19 protein-coding genes and 1 tRNA gene are annotated in these 22,096 nt (G+C 61.4%); 2 read left to right on the top strand and 18 right to left on the bottom strand.

The features are described 5' to 3' along the window. Window positions 1-4: 4 nt before the first annotated feature. From astD to HF955_RS15480, 9 genes are all read right to left on the bottom strand, one after another. Complete coding sequence (gene astD, locus HF955_RS15520; protein WP_291076394.1) at window positions 5-1,459, bottom strand: succinylglutamate-semialdehyde dehydrogenase; 1,455 nt, start codon at window positions 1,457-1,459, stop codon at window positions 5-7. Next, the gene (locus tag HF955_RS15515) at window positions 1,456-2,499 is read right to left on the bottom strand and encodes an arginine N-succinyltransferase (protein WP_291076392.1); all 1,044 of its coding nucleotides are present in this window, start codon (window positions 2,497-2,499) and stop codon (window positions 1,456-1,458) included. The genes astD and HF955_RS15515 overlap by 4 nt, the downstream gene beginning before the upstream one ends. Before the next feature lie 3 nt (window positions 2,500-2,502). Next, window positions 2,503-3,762 carry a hydrolase gene (locus tag HF955_RS15510; protein WP_291076390.1) on the bottom strand — a complete coding sequence of 420 codons (1,260 nt, stop codon included), beginning with the start codon at window positions 3,760-3,762 and terminating at the stop codon, window positions 2,503-2,505. A gap of 109 nt (window positions 3,763-3,871) precedes the next feature. Next, on the bottom strand, window positions 3,872-5,053 hold the full coding sequence (locus tag HF955_RS15505) for an OmpA family protein (protein ID WP_291076388.1): 1,182 nt from the start codon (window positions 5,051-5,053) through the stop codon (window positions 3,872-3,874). A 257-nt stretch (window positions 5,054-5,310) separates the two neighbouring features. Then, a tRNA-His gene (locus HF955_RS15500) sits at window positions 5,311-5,387 on the bottom strand. A gap of 87 nt (window positions 5,388-5,474) precedes the next feature. After that, on the bottom strand, window positions 5,475-6,017 hold the full coding sequence (gene nusG, locus HF955_RS15495) for a transcription termination/antitermination protein NusG (protein ID WP_027837487.1): 543 nt from the start codon (window positions 6,015-6,017) through the stop codon (window positions 5,475-5,477). A gap of 46 nt (window positions 6,018-6,063) precedes the next feature. Continuing rightward, window positions 6,064-6,273, bottom strand: a complete 210-nt coding sequence (gene secE, locus HF955_RS15490; RefSeq protein ID WP_027837488.1) for a preprotein translocase subunit SecE — start codon at window positions 6,271-6,273, stop codon at window positions 6,064-6,066. A 126-nt stretch (window positions 6,274-6,399) separates the two neighbouring features. Further along, entirely contained in the window at window positions 6,400-7,281 is an 882-nt protein-coding gene (locus tag HF955_RS15485; RefSeq protein ID WP_291076385.1) for an SMP-30/gluconolactonase/LRE family protein, read from the bottom strand. A gap of 45 nt (window positions 7,282-7,326) precedes the next feature. Further along, entirely contained in the window at window positions 7,327-8,160 is an 834-nt protein-coding gene (locus HF955_RS15480) for a 2-dehydro-3-deoxygalactonokinase (RefSeq protein WP_291076383.1), read from the bottom strand. Window positions 8,161-8,308: 148 nt separating this feature from the next. Here HF955_RS15480 and mazG point away from each other — a divergent pair, with 148 nt between their 5' ends. Continuing rightward, entirely contained in the window at window positions 8,309-9,136 is an 828-nt protein-coding gene (gene mazG / locus HF955_RS15475) for a nucleoside triphosphate pyrophosphohydrolase (protein WP_291076380.1), read from the top strand. A gap of 6 nt (window positions 9,137-9,142) precedes the next feature. Here mazG and hflX read toward each other — a convergent pair whose 3' ends face one another. The 9 genes from hflX to HF955_RS15430 all read right to left on the bottom strand — a co-directional run bounded on the left by hflX (window position 9,143) and on the right by HF955_RS15430 (window position 20,811). After that, window positions 9,143-10,459, bottom strand: a complete 1,317-nt coding sequence (hflX, locus tag HF955_RS15470) for a GTPase HflX (RefSeq protein WP_291076378.1) — start codon at window positions 10,457-10,459, stop codon at window positions 9,143-9,145. Window positions 10,460-10,465: 6 nt separating this feature from the next. Next, window positions 10,466-10,714, bottom strand: coding sequence for an RNA chaperone Hfq (hfq, locus tag HF955_RS15465; RefSeq protein ID WP_027837493.1), 249 nt, complete (start codon window positions 10,712-10,714; stop codon window positions 10,466-10,468). 79 nt (window positions 10,715-10,793) lie between these two features. Then, entirely contained in the window at window positions 10,794-12,200 is a 1,407-nt protein-coding gene (locus HF955_RS15460) for a potassium transporter TrkG (protein WP_291076375.1), read from the bottom strand. A gap of 3 nt (window positions 12,201-12,203) precedes the next feature. After that, a complete protein-coding gene (gene trkA / locus HF955_RS15455) occupies window positions 12,204-13,577 on the bottom strand; it encodes a Trk system potassium transporter TrkA (protein ID WP_291076373.1) in 1,374 nt (457 codons plus the stop codon). Window positions 13,578-13,598: 21 nt separating this feature from the next. Next, entirely contained in the window at window positions 13,599-14,987 is a 1,389-nt protein-coding gene (locus HF955_RS15450) for a sigma-54 dependent transcriptional regulator (RefSeq protein ID WP_291076371.1), read from the bottom strand. Between the two features lie 18 nt (window positions 14,988-15,005). Beyond that, a complete protein-coding gene (locus HF955_RS15445; RefSeq protein ID WP_291076369.1) occupies window positions 15,006-17,270 on the bottom strand; it encodes an ATP-binding protein in 2,265 nt (754 codons plus the stop codon). A gap of 109 nt (window positions 17,271-17,379) precedes the next feature. Then, on the bottom strand, window positions 17,380-18,756 hold the full coding sequence (locus HF955_RS15440; RefSeq protein ID WP_291076367.1) for a sigma 54-interacting transcriptional regulator: 1,377 nt from the start codon (window positions 18,754-18,756) through the stop codon (window positions 17,380-17,382). Beyond that, entirely contained in the window at window positions 18,749-19,822 is a 1,074-nt protein-coding gene (locus tag HF955_RS15435) for an ATP-binding protein (RefSeq protein WP_291076365.1), read from the bottom strand. Before HF955_RS15435 ends, HF955_RS15440 begins: the two co-directional genes overlap by 8 nt. After that, the gene (locus HF955_RS15430; protein ID WP_291076364.1) at window positions 19,822-20,811 is read right to left on the bottom strand and encodes a tRNA-dihydrouridine synthase; all 990 of its coding nucleotides are present in this window, start codon (window positions 20,809-20,811) and stop codon (window positions 19,822-19,824) included. Before HF955_RS15430 ends, HF955_RS15435 begins: the two co-directional genes overlap by 1 nt. Before the next feature lie 118 nt (window positions 20,812-20,929). Between HF955_RS15430 and HF955_RS15425 the strand changes: the two genes are divergently transcribed. Continuing rightward, entirely contained in the window at window positions 20,930-22,063 is a 1,134-nt protein-coding gene (locus tag HF955_RS15425; protein ID WP_291076362.1) for a bifunctional 2-C-methyl-D-erythritol 4-phosphate cytidylyltransferase/2-C-methyl-D-erythritol 2,4-cyclodiphosphate synthase, read from the top strand. Window positions 22,064-22,096 lie beyond the last annotated feature (33 nt).

The following is a 22,096-nucleotide window of genomic DNA, read 5'->3' as shown; positions in this document are numbered from 1 at the left end:
GCCCCTATTCCGGAAATCCCTGAGCCGACATGCGGGCGGCTGTGGGAGACACCTGGCTCGCCTGGGGCCACGCACAGTAATCTGCGGCATAATACGCGCCGGGCCGGAAATTCCCTGACAGGCCCGGGCCGCCGAATGGCATCGCGCCGCTCGCGCCAGCCGTTGGCCGGTTGCGGTTCAGGATACCGGCCCGCATTTCCGAATGGGCGCGGATCCACAACATGTCGTCATCGCTGATCAGTCCTCCGGAAAGACCGTACCGGGTCGCACTCGCGCGGGTGAGCGCGGCATCGAAATCCTTCACCCGGATCACCTGCATCAACGGCCCGAACAATTCCTCGTCCGGAATGTCATTCGCATCGGTCACGTCGATCACACCCGCCGTGACGAACCCGCCGCCCCGGTCCATCCGTTTCAGCCGGCGCAAACTCTTGCCGCCCTTCCTGGACAGCATGGCCTGAAACTCGGTGGCATTGGCGGCTGCCTGCTCGGACACGAGCGGCCCCATGAAGATGCCGTCCTCATCCCAGGCCCCGATTTTCAGTCCCTTGGCGCGCGCCACGATGGCTTCGACCACCTGATCGCCGAACTTGCCCTCGGGCAGGATGACTCTTCTGGCACAGGAGCATCTCTGCCCGGTCGTCAGGAAGGCCGATTGCGCCGCAATGTCTGCTGCGGCGTCCACATCAGCCGGATCCCAGATGATCAGCGGATTGTTGCCGCCCATCTCCAGCGCCAGGATCACATCCGGCCGTCCGGCGAAATGCTTGTGAAAGAAGACGCCCGTATGTGCAGAACCGGTGAACAGCAGGCCGTTGATGTCCTCGTTCAGCAATGCGCCGCCCGTCTCCCGGCCACCCTGCACAATGTTCAGCACACCCGGCGGCAGGCCGGCGGCTTCGAAGGCCTCCGCCATGATGGCGGCGACGCCCGGCGCCAGTTCGGACGGCTTGAACACACAGCTGTTCCCCGCCAGCAGTGCCGGCACGATATGGCCGTTCGGCAAATGGCCCGGAAAATTGAACGGTCCGTAGACGGCCATGACGCCATGCGCCCGATGCGTCAGGTGCATGGATCCGAACGCGGCTTCCATGGCTTTCGCCCCGGCGCGCTCTACCTGTGCCTGCACAGACACCGCCACTTTCGCTTTCATGGTTGCCGCCTCGGCCCGGGATTCCCAGAGCGCCTTGCCCATGTCGCGGCTGATCACTTCGGCGATCCGGTCGCTGCGCTTGCCGATCTCCTCGGCATAGGCCTCGAGAATGGCGGTTCGCTCGCTTTGCGGGGTCCGCGACCAGCCGGCATAGGCCCGCCGCGCACTCTCCACCGCACGCGCCACATCGCCCGCATCAGCGCTGGCACCCTCCCAGACGATTTCGCCCGTTGCCGGACAAAGGTTCTTCTGTACCGGGCCATTGCCGCCCTGCCAGGTTCCGTCAATCCATACGGCATCCATCATGATTTGCTCCTGAGCCATATTCTGCACCGGTCTCCCGGACGGATCTTCAACTTGTCGAACACATCCTGCGTGGTCACGGCCGCCTCTTCTCCGGTCAGCTTCACCACGGCCTGCGACACCCGGAAGTCGGGCAGCCTGTCGGTGGAGACCAGCCCCTGCCGGGCAGTCGCGTCCAGACCGCCTTCCGCCAGGTTCAGCGTCACCACGCGGCTTTCCCGGATCGTGCGCAAATGCCGCCGCTGCACGGCAACCAGCGGGCCGCCATCGAAAATGTCGACCGTGCGGTCGAATTCAAACCCTTCCCATTGCAGCAATTTGTAGGCGCCGACACCTTCCGAATGGCATCGGCCGATGACTTCCCGCGCTTCGGGAGGCAACAGGTCCACATAGACCGGGTATTTCGGCATCAGGTCGCAGATGAACTGATTGTCTGTCGTGGCAGACAAGCGGTCGGCCTCGTCAAAATCCATTCGGAAGAAGTGCCGCCCCAGGCATTCCCAGAAGGGCGAGATGCCGTTCGCATCGATCACGCCGCGCAGCTCAGCCAGCACCTTGTCGCCGAACCGCGCCGGATCCGTCGCCATCAGCAGATAACGTGATTGCGCCGCAAGCCGGCCCGCACCGCCGCCGCGATGGTTTGCTTTCAGGAACAATGTCCCGACTTCCGTATACCCCACATATTCATTGGTCAGGACCAGTGCATCCATGTCGAACCGCATGTTCCCGGCCGCATGACTGGATTGGGACAGCGTGATGATCCGGTAATTGAAGAAAGGCTGATCGATGCCCGTACCGGCCTTCACGGCGGAGCAACCGACCACTTCCCCGGTGCGCGCATCCTCCATCATCAGGAGGTATTTGCCGTACTCGATCTTTTCGAGCCGCCCGTTGAATGCGCGGTCCGACTTGTCGAGGCGTTCCTTCAGGATCGGCTCGTCGACCGGCAAGCTCGTAAAACCCGGACCGGACAGATCGGCCAGTTCCATCAAGGCCGGCAGGTCATCAAGCCGGGATGGCCGCATGACATAGGGCGACGTCACGGCTCAGCCTCCCATCAAGCTCTTGATGCGCCGGGCGTCCAGTCGCCCATCCGCCAAACGGTTCAGCAACAGGGCCGACAGGGTTGCGCGTTCGGCAAAACTCTCCGTCACCACATACTCCTCATTGGAGTGAATGCGGCCACCGCGAACGCCCAGCGTGTCGACATTCGGCACACCGGCCGCAAAGATGTTGTTGCCTTCGCACACACCGCCCGTGTCCACGAATTCGAGATCGAGCCCGATGGCCTGCCCGGTCGCATGAACGGCATCGAACAGCGCCTGCTGCGCTGCGTTGCGCGGCTTGGGCGGCCGGTAGAAACCGCCATGCAGATGGCCGCTGATCCCGTCGCGCGCGATGGCCCGCTCAAACAGGGTACGCACTTCGCGCGTTGCCCAGTCCGCGCTGTCGGAATCCGGTGCCCGCGCGCCAAATCTCACAATTGCCAGGTCGGGCACAATGTTGACGGCTGAGCCGCCATCGATCGAGCCGACATTCAGGGTCACCCCATCGCGCTGACCATTCAGGGCTTCCAGTCCCAGCACCAGTTCTGCAGCCGCCTCAATGGCGCTCCGTCCCTCTTCCTTGGCGCGTCCAGCATGCGCTGCCTTTCCGTGCAGGACGATATCGAATACGGCAGATCCCTTGCGGCCGCCTGACATCGCGCCGGTTTCCATGGCCGGCTCGTAGGTCATGCCGATCATTGCACCGGACTTCGCGGCGCGCGTCAGATATTCCGCGCTGGCAAAGTTTCCGATTTCCTCGTCCGGGGTCAGGACAATCCGATACCCCAGCCGGTCGCGCAACGGCCCCGCCTCAAAGGCCTTGAGCGCCTCAAGCATGACGCACAGGCCGCCTTTCATGTCGGCCATGCCAGGCCCGTTCAGCCGACCATCACCCAGGTCCCTGACCCCTTCAAACGTGCCGGGCGGAAACACCGTGTCATAGTGGCCGGACATGATGATCTGCACATCCGCATTCGGGCGTCCGGTGACCTCAATGACGGGGCCGGTCGTCTGGACCTCCGTCTCGCCCGAGGCAGAGACTGCTTCGAACCCGCCGGTTTCGATCAGGTCGATGTCCGCCTGAAGGTCCGAGAACGCATCGGCCAGCACCGGGGCGAACCGGCGCAAGCCCTCGGTGTTCCAGCTGCCGGTATTGATGTCCGACCAGGCGCTGGTGCGTGCGATCATCTCGGGGCTGGCGCTGTGGAGGCGCTCGCGAGCGGCCTCGTCGTCCCGGCTCAGTGTCGTCAATGTATCCATAGGCTCTTGGTTTCACAGGAAACTAGAGCGGGCAAGTCCGATCAACACGGGGACAAACAAAAACGGCCCGGCAAATTGCCGGGCCGTCTCTTGAGCGTGTCGTCAGTGATTACTGAACAGTGATCACGACTTCCGAACGGCGGTTCAGCGGCTCGCGAACACCGTCGCGGGTTGCTTTTGCCAGATCGGTTTCACCCTTGGCTTCCTCGGTGATGATCGACGGCTCGATGCCGCGAGCAGCCAGGGCGTTCGCCACGACGTTCGCACGACGCTGGGACAGGCGCTGGTTGTAGGCGCTTGCACCCGACGTATCGGTGTGACCGGCAATCGAAACAGTGTTCGGGGCACAACCGGCTTCGCCGTTGATGTTGGCCACGGCCTGATCGATCACAGCAGCAGCCTGGCTGGTCAGGTCAGCGCGATCCCACTCGAAGTAGACCACGAATTCCTGGTTGAGGCTGGAGCACACCACTTCCGGAGCGTCCGTGGTCGTCGTCGGAGGCGGCGGCGGCGGAGGCGGAGGTGGCGGCGGAGGCGGAGGCGGCGGAGGCGGCGGCGGAGGCGGCGGCGGGGGCGGCGGAGGCGGCGGCGTTGCGCCGAAGTTGAACCGCATGCCGACCGTGGCTAGGTGCGCCGTGTAGTCTGCGTCGTAGTTCGTGCCGCCATGCGCGCCACCGAACTCGAGGTCTTCAGCAACCTTGTAGCGGTAGCCGAGGTCCAGCGTCAGCTTCTCGGACACCTTGTAGCCGAGGCCGAGCAGGCCCTGATAAGCAAAGCCCGTGTCGCTGTCAGCAAACCCGTTGGCAGCGGAAATGTCCGTGCCATTCGTGTAGACGAGGTTGTTTGCCTTGGCATTCGCGCGCAGGACACCAACACCCAGGCCGACATAGGGCTGGAGGGCGCCGTCACGGTTGAAATCATAGATACCATTGAACATCAGTTCCATGGTCTGCAGGTTGCCGGAAGCACCCGGAACCGCGCCGACCGGTGCGCCGTTATAGGAAGCAGCCGGAACGCTCAGCTCGGCGTCGCCATAAGCGCCGACACCTTCGATCCGGAAACCGTTGTCGAAGCCGTAACCGAGGCCGAGGTCGAAACCGATCATGTCGTCGGGATCGGACTCGCTGCCCATCGTGCCGATCACGTCCTGGTCGGCCGGATCGTGGTCAAGCTTGCCATCAAATCCGAAAGTTGCGTCGGCGCGGGCATACCACCCGTCCTCAGCATGTGCGACAAAGCCAGCAGACGCAAATGCGGCCGCGGCTGTCGCGCACATCAGAGTTTTCTTCATACTCAATCCCCTTTTGTGTGCCGAATGACGGGATTGTCCTCGGCCGCAGGTTCATACGGGCAAATCGCCGTATGGTTCCTGAATAAACATATTTCCCTGATACGGCGAGCCCCTATTAGCCGACCGACTCAGATCAATGGCGGCATTTTTGCTCACCGCGGCGGAATTGCAACAGGTTGTTGCGGTTTGGTCAAACTTTCACGGAAAGAATATCACCAATGTTTTCAGGGGTCAGAAACCCTGTGAGACAGGGGTGATGGTACCGCCTCCCCGGTTCGAACGGGGGACCTCTAGATCCACAATCTAGCGCTCTAACCGACTGAGCTAAGGCGGCACGATGAGCGGCAAATACCGCCCAATTCCCAAGGATTCAAGCAAAACCCGGACACGCAACTGCGCTTCGGGCAATGCGCTCCCGAGTTCAGACCTTGGCGACCTGTTCGAACTCGAGATCGACCGGTGTTCCACGGCCAAAAATGGAGACGGTCACCTTCAGGCGGCCATTCTCTTCGTCGATTTCCTCGACAGAACCTTCAAAGCCCTGGAACGGACCATCATTGACCTGGACCTGTTCACCGATCTCGAAGGAGATTTGCGGACGCGGACGTTCTGCGGCCGAATCAGCGGACGTGCCCAGAATGCGGTCGACCTCGCGTTGGCGCACCGGCAGCGGTTTCTTGCCGCCTTCGGCGCCCAGGAAGCCGGACACTTTCGGCGTGTCCTTCACCAGGTGGTACACGTCATCGGTCATGACCGCCTTCATCAGGACATAGCCCGGGAAGTAGCGGCGCTCGACGGTCTTCTTCTTTCCGCGTGCGACTTCAACCACTTCCTCGGTCGGCACCTGCATGTCTTCGATCAGGTGTGCCAGTCCCTTGCGCTCGGCCTGTTCGAGAATGGTCGACGCGACCTTCTTCTCGAAGTTGGAATAAGCGTGGACAATGTACCATTTGGCTTCAGCCATGAGGCCTTCGCGCTCCCTAGTAGAATGTTGACGGGCCAGTCGTGTCTCAGAGGCCCGTGATGGCCTTGACGACCATATTGATGACGAAGTCGCCTGCGAAGAGGTAAAGCGCGATCAGGATCGACAGGATCACGACAAAGATCGTGGCCTGGATGGTCTCCTGCCGGGACGTCCACGTCACCTTGTTCCCTTCGGCACGAACCTGCCGAAAGAACGTGATGGGTCCTACGCGTTTCTTTTTCACCTTATCGGCCATTCCGACTCTCTCTTGAAAAGCGGGGAGTTAGCGGTTTTGCGCCGCCACGTCCACGGTTAAGTACACTGCCCGTTCAATCAAGGCTAGGTGGGGGCTTTCTGCAGGCTTGCAAGGGATTTTCCCGGATCATGCCGAACGCCCGAATTCCCGTGGCGGCAGTCCGGCCACATCCACGCGGATCGAAAACAGGCTTCCCGACAGCGGACGCGAATCAAGCTGCGGGAATGTCAGCCCGGCGCGCGCCGTCGTGATGAACAACGTTTTCAGGTCATCTTCGCCAAAGGCAAGACTGGTCGGGCGCGGGGCCGCAAGAAGGATGACGCGGTCCACCTCTCCATCCGGCGTGAACCGGACCACACGGGACGCATCCCAGAGACATGTCCACAGGCACCCCTCCGAATCGATCGCGGACCCGTCCGGAAATCCGCCGAGGTCGAATGTGTTCGCAAACACCTTGCGGCCGGTCACTTTTCCGGTCGGGCACTCACAGTCGAACGACAGGATTTCCTGCTCTGCCGAATCGCATGTGTAGAACACCGTCCCGTCCGGCGAGAACTGGAAGGTGTTCGTGATCAGGACTGACGGCAGGCGCAACGGCTCCAGCCCGGAATCGCTGGAATATCGGTAATAGTTTCCGGATGGCTCCTTGCCGGCATCATCCATCGTGCCGAACCAGAGGCTTCCGTCCGGCGCAACACCGCCATCATTGGTTCGGTTGCCGGCCGGTTCATCGGTCAGTGCCACAAGACGATCATACGCCTCGGTTGCCGGGTCATAAACGCCGATCTCGCGGTCCCCGGCCATCAGGATCCGGCCATCATAAAGCGCCAGCGTGCTGGCCCGGATCGGCAGGTCATATCGTCTCGTATTGCCGGTCCGTGGATTGTAGCGATGCAGCTTCGCGCGCTTGATGTCGACCCACCACAGAAAGCCCTCGCTCGGGCTCCACAAGGGACCCTCCCCGAGGATGCACCCGGTTGGCGCGACACATTCCGGCGTCAGGAACATGGTGTTGGAGCCTCCCCGGTTGGTCTCGACATGCAGCTCCCTCCGCTACGCGCTCAGCAGGCCGGCGAGTTCGGCCAATTCCCACATGCCGTCTGCCTGGCATTCCTTCGCCGAATACTCCACGACATCCGCGCCCAGAACATCAAGGACCAGTCCATAGCGTTCCGCAAGATCGCCGTCTGCCACCAGGATCACATCATCGCCCGGATCGTAGTGCGCCGCAATCTCGGCGCCGATCAACAGGCCGGAGAGCGCACACGCTCTATGTTCCGCGGCAAGTTGGCCCAGTTCCAGAGCCGCATGAACCGCAAAGGACGACACGGCGTTGTCGGTATCGAGTGACCGCTCGGCCCATTCCATGAACACGGCTTCTGCAAAGGACTGATCCGCCTCCTCCTGACGATGCTGCTCCAGCGTAACCATACAGGCCGCCTGCAATTCGGATGTCATTTCAGTCGTGAATGCGACCAGCCTGCCAGCCACAAGCTCAAAATGGCGCGTCAGCGCACCAGGCACACAGACAAGTCCCTCCGACTCGTCGATTCCAAACAGCGACACCTCGGCCCCATCCGACAGGTCAGATGGTGCCGTCTGGCTGAGATTGGGCAGGAAATGAACATTGCCGAATGTCTGGAGTTTCTGCGCGACCTGCTCCAGCCGGACCGGCACCTGAACCCGGCTTGCTGCGTCGCCGGGTGCGCCAGCTACCAGGATCGGGCAGCTCCCCTTGCCATATGCTGCTGAAGCCTGCACTGCGCCTGTCACGGCGCTGGCAAGCTCCTGTCTCGATGACGGGCGATCCATAGGGAGTACGCGTCCGCCGTCCGTCTCGCCGTGCTGGTCGAAACCCCAGACAAGGGCACCATCGGGTGAAAGCATCACGCAAATCAGAATAGGATCTGGCGTCATCTTTGGGGCTTTTCACAACGGACTAGTCGCCATTCCTGCATACATCCCCGTCGCGTGAGTTGCCACGCTTGTCAATCAACCGGTCGCTTTCCGGCCGGAGTCACGATAGGCAGGCGACATGACACAGAATGCCGACTCGAAGAGTGCTGCCGCAGAGGCCATGGACCGCCTGATCGACATCATGGCCCGGTTGCGAGATCCCGAGACCGGCTGCGCGTGGGATGTCGCCCAGGATTTCTCGACCATCGCTCCCTATACGATCGAAGAAGCCTATGAAGTGGCTGACGCCATCCAGCGCGATGACATGGCCGAGTTGAAGGAAGAACTTGGCGACCTGTTGTTTCAGGTCGTGTTTCATAGCCAGATGGCGAAGGAGGCGGGCACATTCCAGATTGCCGACGTCATCGAAGCGATCAATTCGAAGATGGTGCGTCGGCATCCCCACGTTTTCGGCGCCGCCGACACGCGCACAGCCGACCAGCAAGTCGTGGCCTGGGAAGTGATCAAGGCGGAAGAACGCGCCGCCAAGGGCCAACACGGGGCAGAAGAGAGTGCGCTGGACGGCGTCGCCCTCGCCCTGCCTGCCCTTCTGCGCGCAGAAAAACTCCAGAAGCGTGCCGCACGCGTGGGATTCGACTGGACTGATCCCGCTCCGATCTTTGACAAGCTTCAGGAAGAGACCGATGAAGTCCGCGACGCCATCTCAAGCGGAGATCCGGACCGGATCGAAGATGAATTGGGGGACCTGCTCTTCGTTGCCGCCAATCTCAGCCGGCGCCTGAGCGTGGACCCGGAACAGGCCCTGCGTCGCGCCAATGCGAAATTCGAACGCCGGTTCCGCGCCATGGAAATTCTGGCACGGTCCGAAAACCGGGATTTCGCGGCACTGGACATCAATGCCCAGGAAGCGCTGTGGCAACGAGTGAAACTGGATGAAACGGATTGACCCCGCCTAGGACGGTCTGAACTCCGGAAATTCGGAATAGAATTGCCCCAGACGGTCATGCGTCAGCCGCGCCGTGACAATCACTGCGCCATCTTCCTGAGTCTGCTCAGAGAGCACTTCACCGTTGCGGTGCAGCCATGCACGGGCCCGTCCGTCCTGGGCGCCCAGCTGCAGCGCAATCTCGCTGGCGCCCTTCAGGAGCATTGCCTCGATCAGCTCGACCAGTTCGTCCAGCCCGGCTCCCGTCAGCGCAGACACCAGAACCGCAGGCGTCTCCTCGCTGCTGCGCGCCGCATAGGCCAATGCCTCGGCCCGTTCTGCCGGAAGCCGGTCCGCCTTGTTCCAGGCTTCGATCATCGGTGGCAGCGGCAATCCTGTCTGTTCTTCCAGCTGTTCCAGCACGATCATCACATCTTCAGCCTGATCGAGATCCGCAGGGCTCGACCGGTCACGCACATGTACCAGCAAATCTGCCTGCATCGCCTCTTCCAGCGTGGCCTGGAAACTGTTCACCAGATGCGTTGGCAGATCGGTGATGAAGCCCACCGTGTCGATCAGCGCGGCCTCGCCCAGTGTCGGCAGGTCGAAGCGGCGTATGGTCGGGTCCAGCGTTGCAAAGGGCATGTCCCGCGCAAAGACATCCGCGCCGGACAATGTATTGAACAGGGTCGACTTGCCGGCATTGGTGTAGCCCACCAGCGCGATCACCGGTTTGCCGCTGCGTCTGCGCCCGGCCCGCTGGACTGCGCGGGTGCGCTTCACATCGTCCAGATCCCTGCGCAGGCGCAGGATCTTGTCGTCCAGCATGCGCCGGTCCGCTTCCAGCTGGCTCTCGCCCGGCCCTGACAGGAAGCCGCCTCCCCCGCGCTGCCGCTCAAGGTGCGTCCAGGTACGCACGAGGCGCGAGCGCTCATACAGCAGCCGCGCCAGTTCCACCTGCAGCCGCCCCTCCTTGGTGCGGGCCCGCAGGCCGAAGATTTCGAGGATCAGACCGGTCCGGTCGATGACTTTCACTTCCAGCGCGCGTTCAAGATTGCGCTGCTGGACGGGCGTCAGATCCCCGTCAATCACGGCCATGGTACAGCTGTTGGCGCGCAGATCCTCCGCCAGCCGGTCGAGAATGCCTCCCGACAGAAGAACGGACGAGTTCACCTTGCGCACATGTTCGGCGCGCAAAAAGGCCAGGTCACAGCCCAAGGCCTCCACGAGGCCGGCGGTTTCCTGCAGGCGGTCTTCAGTCGGTCGATTGGCGGGTGTGAACCAGGGTATTATCACGCCGGCCACCTCTGGCACCGGCGTGCGATCAATCATCCGGTCGGTCAAAGGAACCTATTCCGCATCCATTTCCTCGTCGAACAATTGCACCGGCGCGCTGGGGGCAATCGTCGAGATGGCATGCTTGTACACAAGCTGCGGCGGACGGCCATCACCGCGCAGCAATACGCAGAAATTGTCGAACCAGGTCACCACGCCCTGCAGTTTGACGCCATTGACCAGAAAGACGGTCAGCGGGGTTCTGGATTTGCGAACAGCGTTGAGGAAGGTATCTTGCAAATTCTGTTTTTTGTCGGCGGACATGACGGAAATCCAATCTGGCCTGTTCTTGTTATGTGTCGCGCTAACGGGATTACAGCTGCAGTGCAAGTGTCAACAGCCGTTAGCCCCTCCAAAAGCTGATGGAAAGGGCCGGAATCAGGGCCAGAACCTCCAAACGCCCTAAAATCATGGTGAAAATGGTCAAAGCCTGCGCAGTGTCCGGCAGGTCCATGGGGTGGTTCCCAAGCACCGCAGCCGAATTGGTGAGACTGCCGATCGAGAGCCGAATGGATGCAATGAAGTCCTGCCCCATGAAGGAAAATGCCGCCATGGTCAGGAATATCGCCAGAATATAGCCGATCAGATAGACCCACACGCCAATCACGCTGCGCTCGTTCAGTTCCCGGTCCCGGAACCTGAACCCCAATATGGAGCGCCGGTAGCCAAGCTGCCTGAATTCCTGACCGGCGCGGCGCGCAAGCACGATGAAACGCGCGATCTTGACGCCACCGGCCGCCGACAAAGCGGACCCACCGATCAGCGCCGGAAGCACGAGTACCGGCAAGGGAATGCGGTTATAATCTGCCGGGTCAGACAGGGAGAGCCCGGACGTTGAAAGCGCCGAGAGCGCCCAGGAGAGGCCTTCCGTCACATTCAGGTCCGAGGCCACGGCAAAGGCGATGAACACGACCAGCAGCCCGACAAACAGCATTACTTCGGGATCTGTAATGGCCTTTATGGGCTTGCCATCCCGCAAAGGCAGCCACAGGGCCAGCCCCATTGCCCCGAACAGCAACCCAAATCCAAGGATGATGGACGGTCCCGTATCGAGTGGTGCGCGCATGATGCCCTGAGGGTGCACCAGCCCCGTCGTCAGGGCGCTGACCGCATCACCCAGTGCCCGCTCTGCCGGCACCCCCATGAACACAAGCGCGGAGAATAGGGCGAGGAGCGAAACGACCATGAGCAGCGTCACCATTCGCGCGACGCGGGGCACGGCATCGAAGAAGCTGGTTTCAGGCACGGTGAACAGCACGGTGCGGTGAATCCCCGGCCCTCCGAGGTTCAATGCGGCCAGTACGCTGGCCGCCGTGGTGATCGTGGCAAGCCCACCCAGCAGGTGAAGCATGCCCCGCCAGACGACAAGGCTGATGGGCCACTCATTGTTGTGAACCGCAATGACGGATTGTCCTGTTGTCGTCAGGCAGGCCGTTGCCTCATGGATCGCGCTGATCACGCTCGTATTCTCGACACCGAGTATGAATGGCATCCCGGTGACCAGGGGCGTCAGGAACCACCACAGGATCACGGTGCCCAAAGCATCTGAGGGGCGTGCCTTTCGTTTCGGCTTCGGGGTCAGAAGCAACACGCTGCTGGAAACCACAATGATGCTGAGGATCATCGCGCCGAACGCGAACGTCTGACTGGATTCCCCTGCCGCAATCGACATGAAGACGGACGGGACAGCCGTGATCACGACGACGAGGAACAGAAAGGCCAGGACCCGGACGACGGACGCGTAATTCATGGCCTAGAAGAAATCCGGACTGACCCGGAAGTATTTCTCGACCTTTCGGACCATTTCCTCCTGATAGAAGATGATCAGATGGTCCTCGGCCTGAACGGTCACTTCCGGTCCGGCGATGAAAACCTCGTTGCCGCGGATCACGGCCGCGGCCGTCATGCCTTCCGGCAGATCGTCATATCCAAGAGGCTTGCCGATCAGCGACGAGGACTCCAGCGTGATTCCCTCGGCCACTTCGGCCTTTCCGTCTTCGATCGACTGAAGGCCGAGAATTCGGCCACGCCGCATCCGGAGCAGGATCTGCGATACAGTCAGGGCGCGCGGATCCAGAACGGCATCCACTCTCAAATCGCGCGCCAACCCGGCCAGTTCCGTGGCATTCACCAGCGCCAGCGTGCGTTTGGCACCCGCGCGCTTGGCCAGATTGGAAATCAGGAGATTGGCCTTGTCATCATTGGTGATCGCGACCACGAAGTCCGCTTTCGGCGCGCCGGCCTCGGCCAGAATATCGGGATTTAGGCCATCCCCCTGGATGACGATGGTCCGCTTCACTTCGGAAACGACATTGTTGGCGCGTTCGACATCCCGCTCGATCAAGCGGATCCGGTTCTTGCCTTCCTGCTCGAGGGTCGTCGCGACATACAGGCCGACATTGCCACCGCCCACGATGACGACATGGCCAGACTGTTCGGAATCCCGATTGAAAATGGACGTCAGGCGCTCGGCATGCGTGTCCAGCACCGCAACATAAGCCCGGTCTCCCGGCTTCAATACATCGGTGGATCGCGGCGCGCGAACAGAGTCTCCGCGTCCTATGCCGACAATCCGTGCAGACAGGTCCGGGAACAGCCCGCGCATCTGGTCCACCGGCGTATCGAGCAGAGGGTTGCTGTCATCGATCTCGATCCCGAGCAGGCGAATCTTGCCCTTGCCGAAAGTCGCACTCATCACGGCGCCGGGCGTGCGGAAGCGCTGCAGGATCGCTTCCCCAACCTCGACCTCTGGCGAGATCACCATGTCGATGGGCAAGCCCTCGCGCGAGAAAATGTTCTTCCAGGCCGGGTCGATATAGGACTGCTCCCGGACGCGGGCGATCTTGTAGGGCACAGAGAAAAGCGTGTGGGCGATCTGGCAGATCACCATGTTGATCTCGTCAAAATGGGTGACCGCGATGATCATTTCGCAATCAGAAGCCCCTGCCCGCTTCAGGACATCCGGATGACCCGCATGACCGGTAACGCCGCGCACATCGAGGTCGGTCGAGACCTGGTCCACCAGGTCTGGATCCTCGTCAATGATGGTGATGTCGTGTTTTTCGCGTGCCAGGCGACGGGCAATCCCGTGACCCACACGGCCCGCCCCGCATATCAGAACTTGCATCGATTAAGCCTCTCGACGGCCTCAACCGTCCTGACGAGTGAGATTCGAATTTACGCCTAAAGCCTTTAATTTTCTATGCAAGGCCGACCGCTCCATGCCGATGAACTCCGCAGTGCGGGAGATATTGCCGTTGAAGCGGGTTATCTGCAGCGCAAGATACTCCCGTTCGAACTGCTCCCGGGCGTCGCGCAGCGACAGACCCACCAGCTCCGCCGATCCGGCATTGCCACCATCGCCCGGCAAACCGGTGGTTTCGCGAGGAAGTTCGTCAACACTGACCGGCCGGCTCGCGTCCGAAGGAGACAGGATCAGGATACGTTCGACCACATTTCGCAATTGCCGGATGTTCCCGGGCCAGTCCATGGACTGCAATACCGCCATGGCCTCATCCGAGAAGGTCCTCGGCGTAAGGCCGGAGGAATCGGCGATACGGTTCGTGAAATAGGTCACCAGGTCGCTGATATCGTCGCGCCGTTCAGCAAGCGATGGAACGCGAAGCGGTACCACGCTCAGCCTGTAGAAAAGGTCTTCGCGAAACCGGCCTGCGGCGATCTCCTGTCGTATGTCCTTGGTCGTCGCTGACATCACCCGAACATCGACGCTGACATCCGAACGCCCGCCGACACGCTGGAAACGCTGCTCTGTCAGAACTCTCAGGATCTTGTTCTGGGTGCCAAGCGGCATGTCTGCCACCTCATCCAGAAGAAGCGTCCCATTGTGCGCCTTCTCAAACAGGCCGATCCGTGTGGTGCGCCCTTCGCTGTCTTCTTCGCCAAACAGGGCGCTTTCCATCTGGTCAGGCGCGATCGTCGCTGCGTTGACCACGACGAACGGGCCGTTTTCCCGTTGCGAGTTGCGATGGATGAGACGCGCGGCGAGTTCCTTCCCGGCGCCGGCTGGCCCGGTGATCAGCACGCGCGAATTGGTCGGCGCGACCTTGTCGATGGAGGATCTGAGGGCACTGGCCGCGTGGCTGTCGCCGATCCATTGCTCATTGCCACCGGCGCGGTTTTTCAGCGCCGCATTCTCGTATTTCAGCGCAGCAGATTCGATTGCCCGCTCCACCATGTGCAAAAGCCGGTCTGTCTTGAACGGCTTCTCGATGAAATCATAGGCGCCCCGACGGATGGCCGCGACGGCCGTCTCGATGTTCCCGTGCCCGCTGATCACGATCACGGGCAGGAGCGGATCGATGGATTTGAGGTATTTGAGCAGGGAAAGGCCATCCATCCCGCTGCCCTGCAGCCAGACGTCCAGCACAACCAGTCGCGGTGTGCGGGCTCGCACCTCTTCCAGAGCCCGCTCGGCTGTATCTGCCGTCCGGGCGTCATATCCCTCGTCTCCCAGAACACCCGCAATCAGTTCGCGGATATCGGGTTCGTCATCGACAACAAGAATGTCCAAGGCCATGTGACAGGCTCCTCTACACTACACTATCCCGGCCGGCGCCGGCTGTTCGGTTGTTTCATTTTCAGAAGCTGCGGTCAGGGTTTCGGCCACCTGCAGCAAATTGTGCGGCAGCCAGATCCGGACCCTGGCTCCACGCATGCCATCGAGCCGGTTCTGGAGGGAAATGGACCCGCCATGATCGGCAATGATGCGGTTCACGATCGCGAGTCCGAGTCCGGTGCCCTTCTCGCGGGTCGTGACGTAGGGTTCCAGCAGGCGATCTCTCACCTCTTCCGGAAAACCAGGGCCGTTGTCTTCGATGGAGATGTCCACGCCCTTGTCGGTTTCCGTCAGAACGACGCGGATGCTGCCATGCACTTCCGCTTCTTCCGGCATGCCTTCGATCGCTTCCGCGGCATTCTTCAGCAGGTTTCCAAGGGCCTGTCCGATCAGGCGCTCATCTCCCACATAGGTCACGCTGTCTGCTGCCGCCTCGAATTCCACTTCGATATCCGGTGTGACCATGGCCTGGGAAAAGCTCGTGGCCTGCAGCAAGGCCTTCATGTCGAACTGGCTTGCGCTTGGCTTTGGCATGCGCGCGAACGACGAGAACTCCTCGACCATCCGACCGATGTCGCCGACCTGCCGCAATATGGTTTCGATGCAGCGGTCAAACACGCCATCCGAGTCATCAATGACACTGGCATAGCGTCTGCGTAGCCGTTCGGTAGACAACATGATGGGCGTCAGCGGATTGCGGATCTCGTGCGCAATCCGGCGCGCCACGTCCCGCCACGCCAATTGACGCTGCGCATTCACGAGCCGGGTCGTGTCATCGAATGTCAGGACGCATCCGCCCGCCGGGTCCGGCGCGGTTTTCAGGCGGAAGTGCCGGATCGCCCCGTTCCGGTTGATGTCGATGGAAGCGTCCACAGGCGAGTCCTGCTGAAGCGTGTCCCGGGCGTACTGGACAAAGTCTGGCGAGACATCAGTCAGGCGCTCGCCCGCGACGATCTCGTCGATGCCAAGCAAATCCCCTGCTGAACGGTTTGCCAGCGTCACGACCATGTTGCCGTCCATCCGAATGACACCGGCGCTGACTTCAGCAAGCAGGGTTTCGACGAAACGGCGACGGTCTTCCTCGACTTCGCGGGCGCGGATCAGGGCGTTGCGCTGTTCCGACAATTGCTCGGTCATGGCATTGAAGGACTGGCTCAGTGCGTAGACTTCGTCTTTTGCGCCTGTTACCGGAACCCGTACCGTCAGGTCCCCATCGCGCACCGTATGGGCTGCGAGCGCCAAACGGCCGATGGGACCCGTGACCCGGCTTGCAGCCTCAAGACCCAGACGGCCCGCCAGAAGGAGGACCAGAGCGGCAATCTGCGCATAGCCGATTGCAAAAATGGTCTGCAGGCGCCCGCCCTGGCGTTTGGCATTGTTGTACTGAATTATCTCGGCTTCCGCCTCCCGCAAGCGAACAGCAGCATTTCGATCGAAATTCTTCACGGCGTAAATGTATCCGTCGAGCGGTTCGGTGATGTGGATCAGGGCGGTCGCCACGCCGCGATTCTCATACAGCGTGGTCGCAATCTCTCCCCGGTCCGCCTCCTCAAACGCGGAGGCTGGCGGCGGCAGGAGGATCGGATCCTGTACGCTCTCCTGCGCAACCAATTCAACGCCGTCGGCGCCCAGGATGGCGATGGTCAGAAAATCACGAAACGCAAGTTCGGACCGGAGGCCTTCGGAAAATGCCTGGGATGCGCTGGGAGACAGGTTTCGCGTGGCATCGGCATCGGTCAGGTTTGCATCCACCTCGCGCGCGAAATTCTCCACATCGAGCGCCGCCAGACGGACATCGACGTCAAATGTGGTTTCAAAATTGTCCACATAGTTCCGGAAGATTTCGGCATTCTTTTCCATCACGGAGTCGACCCGCTCCCCGAGCCAGTTGTCGAGGCCCTGTGTGAAGACGGCGCCGAGGAACACGGCCACAATGGCAGACGGCACAAGCGCGGAGAATCCGAACAGCATGACGAAACGCCGGGCCAGACGCCCGCGCCCCTCGCTCTCGCTGTTTGACTGGATCGACAGGTATTCGCGCGCGACGATCGTGGCGAGAACGATGATCACGACAAAGTTGAGGCCGAGCAGCCATGGTGTGGCGCCGGATGTCGGATTGTCCGGATCAACCCCGGAAATTGCAATGAAAGTGGCAAACACGGCGACCAGAGCCGCGATGATGAAGAGGCCCTCAAAAAGGGCCCAACTCGCTTTTGTCGCCTGCTGACTCAGTACATTCGACAAGGATACACCGCTCTACACTCGGCCACACCGGCCCGTTGCCTTTATGGCACATGATCGTGCCTGAAAAGCAACAGTGGTGCACTAAAGCCACAGTCGGCGGATCAGTCAATCACTCATCTGCAATGCCAAGCGCATTGATCTTCGCCCGCAACGTGTTCCGGTTCATGCCGAGCAGCTGCGCAGCTTTTACCTTGTTGCCTGCCGTCACCGACAGGGCCAGGCGAATGAGCGGGCGCTCCACCTGATCGATCACGTTCGAGTAGACGTTCGATTCGTCCTTGTCACCGCTGGCGATCAGATCACCCATGACATAGCGATGCAGCAGGGTCTCGATGTCCTTTTCGAAACCGGCACTCGACCCTTTTTGCTCACTGGCACCTGCCCTCAACTCACGCTCGACATCGCGAAGCGTGACGGTCTCATCCGGACACAGCACAGCCAGCCGGAGGACGAGATTCTCCAGCTCGCGGACATTGCCAGGCCAGTCATAGGCTGTCAGCAGGTCGAGAGCGGATTTGTCGAGCGTCTTGGCGGCGAGCCCCTGACGCTGTGCGCGAATGAGGAACGCACGCGCAAGTTCCGGAATGTCCTCCTTGCGAAGCCGGAGCGGCGGCATCGTCAGGCGCACGACGTTCAGCCGGTAATAGAGATCCTCGCGAAACTTGCCGTCATCAACGAGCCGGCCCAGATTCCGTCGGGTCGACGCGATGATCCGAGCGCCGCTGGAATCCCGCATCAATTTCACGAGTTGGGTCTGGGCTTCGGCCGGAAGGTCGCCAATCTCGTCCAGATAGAGCGTTCCGCCCTTCTGGTGCACAGCGCCCGGCTCGCCATTCTGGCCGAACAATTGCCGATTGATCTCGGTCGCCGGCAAGGCCGCCAGGTCCAGCGCAACGAAGTTTCCGTTCTTGGCATCTCCAAGCTGATGGATGGCCCGCGCAGCGAGTTCCTTGCCGGTGCCGCTCTCGCCTTCGATCAGAACGGTCAGATCCGTGTTCATCACTTTCGCGATGATCCGGTAGACTTCCTGCATCGCATCTGAGCGGCCGATCAGTGGCAGGCCGGCATCACTGATCGCCTTCTGGGATTCCGGATTGATGGCCCGGGCGGAGCCCTTGGGCTGGGATTTCAGGGCGCGCTGCACAAGACCGGACAGCGTGTCGATGTCGAACGGTTTCGGGAGGTAGTCGAACGCGCCATGCTGGGCCGCCGACGCCGCGGTCAGGATCGTGTTCTGGCCGCTCATGACAATGAAGGGCAACTCCGGCCGGGCAAGCTTGAGGGATGGCAGCAGGTCAAAGATCGACGCATCGCCCAGGAAGACGTCAGAAACGACCACGTCTCCCTCGCCATTGCGCACCCACCGTTCGAGCGCTTCCGGAGAACTGGTCGCGCGGACTTCATATCCCGCCGCGACTAAAGTCTGGTTCACGATCAATCGAATGCTTGCATCGTCTTCTGCAAGAAGAACGGTCTTTTCAGCCATCAGTCTTTTCCCCTGTGCCAAGTGGCAGCAACACTGAAAAGCGCGTCGAACCCGGCACGCTGTCTACTCGGATCTGACCGCCATGTGCGGTCACGACTTCCTTCACAATCGACAAGCCGAGCCCGCGGGCACCTGACTTGCTGCTCTGGAAGACTTCAAAAATCGTGTTCTGGCGATTCCGCGGAATGCCCTTGCCGGTATCCTCGACTGACACCAGCATGGCCCGGCGCAGGCCTGCCCCCAGCCTGGCCTGGCGGAAGGACAATCCGGCAGCGTAGGATGTCCGCACGGTGACCTTTCCGGTCACGTCTCCGTCCATGGCGGCCTCGGCGGCATTCCGGATCAGGTTCTGGAATGCCTGCTGAAGATGATCGGAGTCCCCTATAACGGGTGGCAGCGACGGGTCAAAATCCCGCTTGAACTCAATCCTGGACCCCATCGCAGCACGCTCGGACGCCAGGACGCGTTCCAGCAGCGCGTGTATGTTGAACGGCTCCATATGAGGGGCAGAGAAGAGTTCGAAGGCCGACAACCGATTGACAAGACGTTCAATGCGGCGCGCCTCTTCCTTGATGATCTCGAGGAGTTCGGCCTGACCGTCCACATGCTGGCGCTCCAGCAATTGCGCGGCGCCAATGATCCCGCCGAGCGGGTTCTTGACTTCATGACCGAGGATGCGACCGAAGCCCGCGACGCCTGCCACCGATTCATTCACATCGCGTGTGGCCGCCTCACACATCGCGATTGTGAACCCATGATCATCCGTTGAACGCACCCAAATGTCGCAGATCTGACGGGACAGCAGTCCGGGCCCGGTGATCGGTGTGCCAGGTGCAGCTATGTCCCCAACCGTCCTCTGGGCGCGGTCGAGCAGCTCGAAAACGGGCGAGTCATGATAGACGATCTCGCTCAGTGGCTTGCCGCGCAGACCACGCCTAGATGATTGAAGCAGGCTCTCAGCGGCGGCATTCACTTCAACGACCTTGCGGCGCTGATCCACCAGCAGAAGGGCGATCGGAGAGAGGTCTCCCAATCGAGGTGCCGACAGGATTGCTTCACTGGTCATCACGCCACCTCCAGTTCCCGAGTCATGGAATACACACCCTTCAACGCCTGTTTCACTGCAGCGGCCGTTTCGAGCCGGCACACATCAGCGCGAAGGCGACGCCGCTCCTGCGGAGGCAGCGGCAGGTCAACGGCGTCCAGAGCAGCTGACACATGCTTTCGGACGGTGCGCACGCCCAGACGTTCGCCATAAAGGTCGACGCTGTCGGTGATCTGCTCCAGCAGGCTCGCCAACTGCGTCTCCAGATCGGGCTGCGTCACGGTTCGGCCCGCAAGATGAGCTGCAACCTGCCCTGGCAACCAGGGACGCCCGATTGCGGCGCGGCCGATCATGACCCCATGCGCGCCCGATGCCTCCAGCGCCCGTTCGGCATCATGTGGCGTCGCAATGTCTCCGTTCACAATCACTGGCAGGGATACAGCCGAAACCGTATCGGATACGCGCGCCCAGTCCGCTTGCCCCTTGTAGAACTGGCACCGGGTGCGCCCGTGAACCGTCAGCATCCGGATGCCCATACGCTCCGCCGCTACCGCAATGTCCGGCGCATTCAGGCTGTTATGGTCCCAGCCCAGTCGCATTTTCAGCGTCACCGGCAACCCGTTGGCTCCATCTAGGGCCGCCTGAATGATATCGAGCGCAAGCGGCATGTCCCGCATCAATGCGGAACCCGACTGCGCCCCAGTGACCTGCCGCGACGGACATCCCATATTGATGTCGATCACGTCGACCCCGCTCTCCCGAAGGAGCTCCGCCCCGACCCTCATCGCTTCCGGTCGGCTTGCCGCGAGTTGGACGATCCATTGACCGTCGCCGTCATGACGGCACGTCCGGCGGACGACATCCGGCCGTGCCCGGGCCAGCATCTCGCCTGCCACCATCTCGGACACCACGGCCGGCGCGCCGAAACGCGCCGCCTGACGACGCATTGGGGCATCTGTTGCGCCAGACATGGGCGCAAGCCAGACCCGAGGTGCCTTAAAATTGGTCATTCTTGTATCTTTCCAGTTTTTAAAACTTTCGCAAGTGCACAATTTCAATGCAGGTGTACTTCGCACCTGCGGCAATCGCCTGTAGCGTTCGCCCGCGCCCTAGCTTAAAAAGCCGCGCATGAACAAGGCAGTTGCCATCATTGTTGCAGCCGGTCGCGGAAACCGCGCTGGAAGCGCCATTGCCAAGCAATGGTGCGAGCTGAACGGCCGTCTCGTGGTGGAATGGTCACTCGACGTGTTGTCGACCCATCCTTCCATTGGCGAAATTGTCCTTGTTGCAGGCGACGATGCGCCCGACGGCTTCTCGCCTGCAGGCTGCAGGATCGTGTCCGGCGGGCCTACCCGCACCCAGTCTGTGCGCAACGGGCTCGGCGCACTTGTCACGCAGGATCCGAACACGATCGTCCTGATTCACGATGCCGCCAGGCCCGGTCTGGATCACGCGACGCTGGACGCCCTCCTGACAGCGTTGGATACGCACGATGCGGCGGCGCCTGCCCTACCCGTTCAGGATGCCCTGAAGCGAGACCGTGGCCAGAGCCTTGATACTGTGTCGCGCGAAGCCCTCTACCGGGTACAAACACCGCAGGCCTTCCGGCTCGCCGCGATCCGGAAGGCACTTGCGGGCTCAGGAGACGATCTGGTTGACGACCTCACCGCCATCGAGGCTCAGGGAGCCAGGGTCAAGCTGGTTCGGGGCTCAGACCGGCTGCACAAGATCACCTATCCAGAGGATTTCGACATGGTCTCACGCCTCATGGCCCCTGCAAGCCCGCAAATGCGTATTGGCAAGGGCTTCGACGTGCACGCTTTCGAGCCGGGCGATCATGTTACACTGTGCGGGGTCCAAATCCCGCATGTGGCGCGGCTGAAGGGACACTCGGACGCCGATGCTGCCTGGCACGCATTGACGGATGCGATTCTCGGCGCGGCGGCGCTGGGCGACATTGGTGACCATTTCCCACCCAGCGATGGCAGGTGGAAGGATGCCGACAGCGGCATCTTCCTGGCGGAGGCGCAGAAACTTGCGCGCAAAGCCGGTTTTGCCATTGCCAATTGCGATGTCACGGTGATCTGCGAGGCACCCAAGGTGAAACCCCATCGGGAGGCCATGCGGTTGCGCACCGCGCAATTGCTGGACCTGCCACTGGATGCCGTGAGCGTAAAGGCGACCACGACCGAAGGGCTTGGCTTTACCGGCCGGCGCGAAGGGATTGCCGCCGAAGCCGTCGTGTTGCTGCGCGGGACCTGATCATTCCGTCTCATATGCGCGAAATGCCGTCTT

The organism is Hyphomonas sp., from assembly GCF_017792385.1.
Taxonomy (GTDB): Bacteria; Pseudomonadota; Alphaproteobacteria; order Caulobacterales; family Hyphomonadaceae; genus Hyphomonas.
This window is presented reverse-complemented; position numbering and strand designations above follow the sequence as displayed.